We start from the raw sequence: 6,900 nt of genomic DNA, 5'->3' as shown, positions 1-6,900 counted from the left end.
GGATCAAACTCTCCAAAGAATTTGATATAGCTCTTAAATTGACGAAGCTTGCGCTTCATTCAAAAATTGTAAAACTTATTTTTGCCTCATCGTTCAGTTTTCAAAGACCAATCGTTGTCGTGTTAGCGACTTTTTAATAATAGCGATTTGACTTATTAAAGTCAACCACTTTTTATTATTTTTTTCGCTTCCTGAAGTTTGTTTCGTGAACAACATCAGCGACGTTTATTAATATATCAGCATCCTAAAAAACCGTCAACTATTTTTCTAAAAAAACTTTAATTTTTCTTTGTTTTGTTGAAATGAATAAAAAATGGTTGGCGGATCACCCAAAACACTTCGGATTATCCACACAACCATTTACTTTTTACGATGATTTAGACGACATCTGTTTCTTCGTTTTTTTCTTTCTAACTTCGGGTGAAGCGACTTGAACCGCTTGTCCTGTCTGTTGGAAGCGATGAAGCATTAATACCTGATAAGCGTTCGCAAACACCAATGTGGCTAGTGCCGGCCAGAGCAATGGAATCTCGTCCGTTGTTTGCAAAGCTGGAATCCATTCAATTAACGTAATGACAGTCATTAAGAAAAGTGTCGGGATGAAAGCACTCTTATTTGTTTGTTTCGCCTTACTCGCAGCAACGACCCAAGCGACAATGAGTAACACAAGCATCTCACCGATGTAACGCCACATGTGATCATTACCGAATGCGAGCATCCGTAAGTAGACGGCATCAAAAATCGCAAAAGCGATTAGTAACACTTGAACGCGATTCCATAGACGTGGTCCTCTAAACAAGTCGAGTCCGACTCGATGAATAATCAAATAGGCAAAGAAGCCCATCATGCTGATTCCCGTCCATGTACTCGAATAACTAAGCGCCGTGACAATTGCCTCCCAGGACTGACTGACCAAATAACCCGGGTTCGCCAATAAATTCATCAGGAACCCGAACAACGTCCCGAATACGAGCGTTGTCCAAAACAAACGTAAAAAACCTTGTACTTTCATCTCTCACCGATTCACCCTTCTATTTGTTTAATGACTGCTTGCGCCAACTCGTCATACGTATGCTCGAACGGATGTCCATCCCGATAGACAGAAGGTGCGAAGTCCTCTTCATTGTCGTACGGTTGGCCGAGCGGGATTTGAGCAAGTAGCTTACTCTTCAATGCTTCTGAAAGCTTTTCTCCACCACCGTAACCGAATACGTATTCTTTTTCACCAGTTAGCTTACTTTCGAAATAAGCCATGTTTTCAATAATACCTAATAGTTTGTGGTTCGTTTTGATTGCCATCGCTCCGGCACGAGCCGCAACGAATGCTGCTGTCGCATGAGGTGTCGTGACAATCAATTCCTGACATGATGGGAGCATCGAATGGATATCGAGCGCGACATCCCCCGTTCCCGGCGGTAAGTCGAGCAAGAGATAGTCAAGATCGCCCCACTCGACGTCATTGAAGAAGTTATTTAACATCTTCCCGAGCATCGGTCCACGCCAGATGACCGGCGCATTGTCTTCAACGAAGAATCCCATTGAGATGACTTTTACGCCAAAACGCTCGACTGGAATGATCTTCTCGCCGCGAACAACCGGTCGTTCCTCGATGCCGAGCATATCTGGAACACTGAAGCCGTAAATATCCGCATCAATCAACCCGACCTTTTTACCCGCTCGCGCAAGCGCGACAGCCAAGTTGACGGATACTGTCGATTTTCCTACGCCACCCTTACCAGAAGCGATGGCGATAAACGTCGTCCCTGAGTTTTCACGGAGGATTGCCGGTTTCGTCGCCTCTTTCAAACTTTCATCATTCAATGCCTCAAAGCGAAGCCCGACCGTCTTAAAGCCTTTCCCCTTGAGCAACGTGACGATTTCTTGTTGTAACTGAAGCTGTTCCCCGCTCCCTGTTTGTCCGAGTGCCACTTTTACACTGACATAGTCTTCTTTGATTCGAATGTCTTTTACTCCTGCTGTATCTCCAAGCGTTCGGTTGATCGTCGGATCAACAAGCCCCGCCAATTCCTCGCGTACTTGCTCTACTGTAAGCATATTGCTTCCCCCTTCTAACTGTTTCGATATCAGTATATCAAAAAAAGCGTTTTCTTGACGGGTTCGGAATCGACTATTTCAAACAAAAAACTCTCCACCCGAAAGGATGGAGAGTTCGAACCACATCGCGAAGATTAACGCTTCGAGAATTGTGGTGCGCGACGTGCTGCTTTAAGACCGTATTTTTTACGTTCTTTCATACGAGCGTCACGAGTTAAGAAGCCTTTTTCTTTGAGGCTTGGACGGAATTCTGGGTCCGCTTGAAGAAGCGCACGTGATACGCCGTGGCGAATTGCTCCAGCTTGTCCAGTGTATCCACCACCGTTAACGTTAACGATTACATCGTATTTACCTTCTGTTTCAGTCAATACGAGTGGTGATTTAGCCATCATGATCAAAGTCTCATGACCGAAGTATTCTGAGATATCGCGGCCATTTACAACAACTTTACCGTCACCTGCAACGAGGTGAACGCGAGCCACCGAGTGTTTGCGGCGGCCTGTTCCGTAGTAACGTACATCTGCCATCGTTTAGTTCCTCCCTGTGTCTCGATTAACCGCGAAGTTCGTAAACTTCTGGTTTTTGTGCTTCGTGCTTGTGTTCAGCTCCAGCGTAAACGTGGAGTTTGTTGAATTGTTGACGACCGAGTGATCCTTTTGGAAGCATCCCTTTGATCGCGAGTTCAAGCATACGCTCTGGACGTTTTGCGAGAAGCTCTTTTGCAGTTTGTGATTTCAAACCGCCTGGATGACCTGAATGACGGTAGTAGATCTTGTCATTCAATTTGTTACCAGTCAATTTGATTTTCTCAGCGTTGATGATGATGACGTGGTCTCCGCAATCAACGTGTGGTGTGAAAGTCGGCTTGTGCTTACCGCGAAGAAGTGAAGCTACTTCACTAGTCAAACGACCAAGTGTTTTGCCTTCTGCGTCGATAAGGAGCCATTTGCGTTCTACTTCAGATGCTTTAGCCATGAATGTTGTGCGCATGTGGAATACCTCCTAGAAATGTCTGTTCACTTAATTTTTTGATGCTTTATCATAATCCTAGTTTACGGGGCTAAGATTGTGGTTCATCTCTAAATTTGAAAATGAAATGCCAATGAATATAATACGATTTTATAAGGGGAATGTCAATCTACTTTTTCATAATTCACATTCCACAAATACAAACCGTGTGGGGGGGCGGTAATCCCCGCTACGCGGCGGTCCTTCGCCTCTAGCATTTGTGTGATATCTGCGGGCTGATACTTGCCTCTCCCTACCTCGATGACCGTCCCTACCATGATGCGGACTTGGTTGTATAGAAAACCTGATCCAACGAAACGGAATATGATCTCGTCTCCCATCTCGAGCACTTCTGCTTCATAGATAGTACGGACCCGATCTTCGACTTCTGCCTTTGTCACAGAGAACGACGTAAAGTCGTGGGTCCCAATCAACCGCTCCATCGCTTGACGCATCGCCTCAAGGCTCAGCTTATACGTCACGGTCGCAGCATAGTGCCGACGAAACGGATCCTCGGTCTGACGGATATGATAGCGATACTCTTTTCGCTTCGCACCGTAACGTGCGTGGAACGTATCGTCTATTTCTTCCGCCTGTTTAACGAGGATATCGTTTGGTAGCATGGCGTTTAACGCTTTGACGAAGCGCTCAGCGGGCATCTCTAACGACGTGTCAAAGTGAATCACCTGTCCTAAAGCATGGACGCGAGCGTCTGTACGACCTGAGGCGACGATTTTTACCGGATATCGATGCATACGTGCCAAGACAGATTCAATCTCCGCTTGAATGGTATTGCCATTCGGCTGCACTTGATATCCCGCATAATGTGTCCCATCATAGGCGACAATCAGTTTAATTCGTCTCATCCAATCCCTCTCAATCCAAACAAAATGAGCGTCAACACGATAAAGATGAGTAATACGGCTGTGTCACGCATTTGCCATTCCATTTCACGCAACCTCGTCCGCCCTTCTCCTCCTCGGTAACCACGGGCTTCCATAGCCGTAGCGAGGTCCTCAGCACGCTTAAACGCAGAAATGAACAATGGAATCAAAAGAGGGATAACCCCTTTTAGACGGGATTTCCAAGGTCCACTCATCAAATCGACCCCGCGCGCCTGCTGAGCTTTCATAATCCGGTCCGTCTCATCCGCAAGCGTCGGTAGGAAACGGAGTGAAATGGAAAGCATCAACGCAATTTCGTGGGCCGGCACACGAATCCGTTCGAATGGCCGTAGCCCCGCTTCAATCGAATCGGTCAATTCCATCGGTGTCGTCGTTAACGTCACGAGTGTCGTCAACATGACGAGATAAAAGAAGCGAAGCGAGACAATCATCCCCATTCGAATTCCTTCCGAATAAATCGCAATCGGTCCTAATTCGAATAGAAGTGTCCCGTCTCGATTGAATAACAGTTGTAAGATCAACGTGAAGACGATCAAAAATAAGATCATGCGAAGACCGTTCCATAAATAGCGCCACGATAACTGTGACAGTTTGACCGCAAACAACGTGAACGCGAGTAAAAATAAATTCGTCCATAAGTTGTCAGCTAAAAAAACAACTGGGATGAATCCTAAAATGAAGAGCGTCTTGGCACGCGCATCAAGGGAATGAAGCCACGAATGTCCGGGTATATATTGACCGATAATCATGTCGCTCCCCCTTTCAGCCGTTCCGCCACCCAATCCGCCAGCTCGCTCTCGGTTCGTACGAGCGGGATGGACGTTTCTCCAAGAACCGGTGCCATGTCACGAGCGAATCGTAAGACGTGCGGGATGTCGAGCTGGAGACGTCGCACCAGTACCTCGTCTTGGAACAATTCAAACGGGTCTCCATCAAACGCCACCTGACCACGCTCCATCACGATGACGCGCTCCGCATAGGCGAGTACATCATCCATGTCATGCGAGACAAGGATCAACGTAAGGTTCAACTCTTCTCGTAAACGTTTGAATAAGGCGAGCATGTCTCGTCTCCCAATTGGGTCGAGACCCGCTGTCGGTTCATCGACAATGAGCACATCAGGCCGGCTCGCTAAAACACCTGCAATCGCGACACGGCGCATCTGCCCTCCTGAAAGATCAAACGGCGAACGGTCCCATAACGTTTCATCCAAGCCGACGAGACGAAGGGCCTCGTGGGCTCGCTCTTTCGCTTCGGCATCTGTCGCGCCAAAGTTGCGCGGACCGAACATGACGTCGCGTTCGACCGTCTCTTCAAACAATTGGTGCTCTGGATATTGAAAGACGAGCCCAACGCGACGCCGAAGCGGCAAAAGATTCTGTTTCTTGTCACGGCGCGTCCGAATCGGGGTGACAATGATATCATCGACCACCACACGTCCGTCAGTCGGGCGCAATAAGCCGTTCATATGTTGAACAAGTGTCGATTTCCCTGAGCCAGTATGCCCAAGAAACGCAACAAGCGCTCCCGATGGAATGGTTACATTCACATCGCGCAGCGCGGTTCGTTCAAACGGAGTATTCATTTGGTATTGATATGTTACTTCTTCAATGCGTATCGGCATAGATGGTTCACCAACTCCGAATGTTGTAGCATCAGACGATCGAGTGGAATGCCACGTGCCTTCAGTTCGAGTTGCATCCGAACGATAAACGGGACATCTAGTTGAATGTCACGAAGCGTATCTGGATGTTGAAACACGTCTTCAGGTGTGCCGGTCATCGCAATCTTGCCTTTCGACAATGCAATGATACGGTCAGCAAACAACACTTCGTCGAGCTCGTGTGTAATGGCGACAACGGTCATCCCTTCCGAGACGAGCTGTCGTACCGTTTGTAATACCTCTTGTCGCCCAATCGGGTCGAGCATGGAGGTCGCTTCATCGAGCACGAGGACACGCGGGCGCATTGCGAGAGCCGCAGCTATCGCAACGCGCTGCTTTTGTCCACCGGATAACTGATGCGGTTCACGGTCCGCTAGTTCCGATAATCCAACGCGCGCTAGACTGTCATCAATTCGACGAACCATTTCTTGACGTGGAAGTCCCATGTTTTCGAGAGAAAATGCCACATCATCGCGCACGGTCGCCCCGACAAATTGATTGTCGGGATTTTGAAAGACGACCCCGATTCGCGTTCGAACGTCCCACACGTCTGCGGCGTTCGACGGATCGAGTGTCTCGACGCGAACTTCCCCCTGTTCAGGAATGAGAAGTCCGTTCCACAACTTCGTCAGTGTCGACTTGCCAGAACCATTATGGCCGACAATCGCAAGCCATTCCCCATTATATACATCGAGCGATAGGCCGTTAAGCGCCGGCTCAGACTGTCCAGGGTAATGAAATACGACATCCCGTACCATAATTTGTGATTCCATAGGTCGACTCCTTTCTGATGTGGAAACAGGGCAATACGTCACCGCATGCCCTGTTGACTGCCTAATGAATTAGACGAGTTCGATGATTACAACTTCTGCACCATCGCCGCGGCGTGGGCCGACTTTCATGATGCGCGTGTATCCACCTTGACGTTCAGCGTAGCGTGGTGCCACGTCTTCGAACAATTTTTGGATTGCGTCTTTTTCTCCAGCGTTCTCCTTGCGAACGAATGAAGCTACTTGACGACGGGCATGAAGATCGCCACGTTTCCCAAGAGTGATCAATTTTTCAACGACTGGGCGAAGTTCTTTCGCTTTTTGTTCAGTTGTTTGAATGCGCTCGTTGATGATTAGGTCAGTTGCAAGATCACGCAAAAGCGCCTTGCGTTGCGAGCTTGTACGGCCAAGTTTCGAATAAGCCATTACATTTCCCTCCTTCGGTTGAACTTAGTCTTCTTTACGCAAGCCCAAACCGAGTTCGTCCAACTTGTGTTGA

Annotated in this window: 9 protein-coding genes; all 9 read right to left on the bottom strand. The window is 47.9% G+C overall.

Features of this window, described 5'->3' with window-relative positions; all coding sequences use genetic code 11:
• Nucleotides 1-367 precede the first annotated feature (367 nt).
• The 9 genes from IRJ25_RS14550 to rplQ all read right to left on the bottom strand — a co-directional run bounded on the left by IRJ25_RS14550 (nt 368) and on the right by rplQ (nt 6,827).
• Nucleotides 368-1,012: a KinB-signaling pathway activation protein gene (locus IRJ25_RS14550; RefSeq protein ID WP_214691669.1), complete on the bottom strand. Its 645-nt coding sequence runs from the start codon at nt 1,010-1,012 to the stop codon at nt 368-370.
• 11 nt (nt 1,013-1,023) lie between these two features.
• Nucleotides 1,024-2,055 (bottom strand): P-loop NTPase, encoded by a 1,032-nt coding sequence (locus tag IRJ25_RS14545; RefSeq protein ID WP_026824853.1) that lies wholly within the window; start codon nt 2,053-2,055, stop codon nt 1,024-1,026.
• 134 nt (nt 2,056-2,189) lie between these two features.
• Nucleotides 2,190-2,582 carry a 30S ribosomal protein S9 gene (gene rpsI / locus IRJ25_RS14540; RefSeq protein ID WP_012727644.1) on the bottom strand — a complete coding sequence of 131 codons (393 nt, stop codon included), beginning with the start codon at nt 2,580-2,582 and terminating at the stop codon, nt 2,190-2,192.
• A gap of 25 nt (nt 2,583-2,607) precedes the next feature.
• The gene (gene rplM / locus IRJ25_RS14535; protein WP_012727645.1) at nt 2,608-3,045 is read right to left on the bottom strand and encodes a 50S ribosomal protein L13; all 438 of its coding nucleotides are present in this window, start codon (nt 3,043-3,045) and stop codon (nt 2,608-2,610) included.
• A gap of 143 nt (nt 3,046-3,188) precedes the next feature.
• Nucleotides 3,189-3,929, bottom strand: a complete 741-nt coding sequence (truA, locus tag IRJ25_RS14530) for a tRNA pseudouridine(38-40) synthase TruA (protein WP_269318556.1) — start codon at nt 3,927-3,929, stop codon at nt 3,189-3,191.
• Nucleotides 3,926-4,717: an energy-coupling factor transporter transmembrane component T family protein gene (locus IRJ25_RS14525; protein WP_214785124.1), complete on the bottom strand. Its 792-nt coding sequence runs from the start codon at nt 4,715-4,717 to the stop codon at nt 3,926-3,928. Before IRJ25_RS14525 ends, truA begins: the two co-directional genes overlap by 4 nt.
• On the bottom strand, nt 4,714-5,592 hold the full coding sequence (locus IRJ25_RS14520) for an energy-coupling factor transporter ATPase (RefSeq protein WP_078147865.1): 879 nt from the start codon (nt 5,590-5,592) through the stop codon (nt 4,714-4,716). The genes IRJ25_RS14525 and IRJ25_RS14520 overlap by 4 nt, the downstream gene beginning before the upstream one ends.
• On the bottom strand, nt 5,568-6,404 hold the full coding sequence (locus IRJ25_RS14515; RefSeq protein WP_269318555.1) for an energy-coupling factor transporter ATPase: 837 nt from the start codon (nt 6,402-6,404) through the stop codon (nt 5,568-5,570). Before IRJ25_RS14515 ends, IRJ25_RS14520 begins: the two co-directional genes overlap by 25 nt.
• A 69-nt stretch (nt 6,405-6,473) precedes the next feature.
• On the bottom strand, nt 6,474-6,827 hold the full coding sequence (gene rplQ / locus IRJ25_RS14510; protein ID WP_012727650.1) for a 50S ribosomal protein L17: 354 nt from the start codon (nt 6,825-6,827) through the stop codon (nt 6,474-6,476).
• Nucleotides 6,828-6,900: the final 73 nt, after the last annotated feature.

This window comes from Exiguobacterium sp. KJ 601 (genome assembly GCF_027161185.1).
Lineage (GTDB): Bacteria > Bacillota > Bacilli > Exiguobacteriales > Exiguobacteriaceae > Exiguobacterium > Exiguobacterium profundum.
The sequence above is the reverse complement of the archived record's forward strand: the minus strand, read 5'-3'. Positions and strand labels throughout refer to the sequence as shown.

Bases quoted from the DNA above. Each gene is read 5' to 3' on its own strand.
- IRJ25_RS14550 (WP_214691669.1), bottom strand. From the start codon at position 1,012: ATGAAAGTACAAGGTTTTTTACGTTTGTTTTGGACAACGCTCGTATTC.
- IRJ25_RS14545 (WP_026824853.1), bottom strand. From the start codon at position 2,055: ATGCTTACAGTAGAGCAAGTACGCGAGGAATTGGCGGGGCTTGTTGAT.
- rpsI (WP_012727644.1), bottom strand. From the start codon at position 2,582: ATGGCAGATGTACGTTACTACGGAACAGGCCGCCGCAAACACTCGGTG.
- rplM (WP_012727645.1), bottom strand. From the start codon at position 3,045: ATGCGCACAACATTCATGGCTAAAGCATCTGAAGTAGAACGCAAATGG.
- truA (WP_269318556.1), bottom strand. From the start codon at position 3,929: ATGAGACGAATTAAACTGATTGTCGCCTATGATGGGACACATTATGCG.
- IRJ25_RS14525 (WP_214785124.1), bottom strand. From the start codon at position 4,717: ATGATTATCGGTCAATATATACCCGGACATTCGTGGCTTCATTCCCTT.
- IRJ25_RS14520 (WP_078147865.1), bottom strand. From the start codon at position 5,592: ATGCCGATACGCATTGAAGAAGTAACATATCAATACCAAATGAATACT.
- IRJ25_RS14515 (WP_269318555.1), bottom strand. From the start codon at position 6,404: ATGGAATCACAAATTATGGTACGGGATGTCGTATTTCATTACCCTGGA.
- rplQ (WP_012727650.1), bottom strand. From the start codon at position 6,827: ATGGCTTATTCGAAACTTGGCCGTACAAGCTCGCAACGCAAGGCGCTT.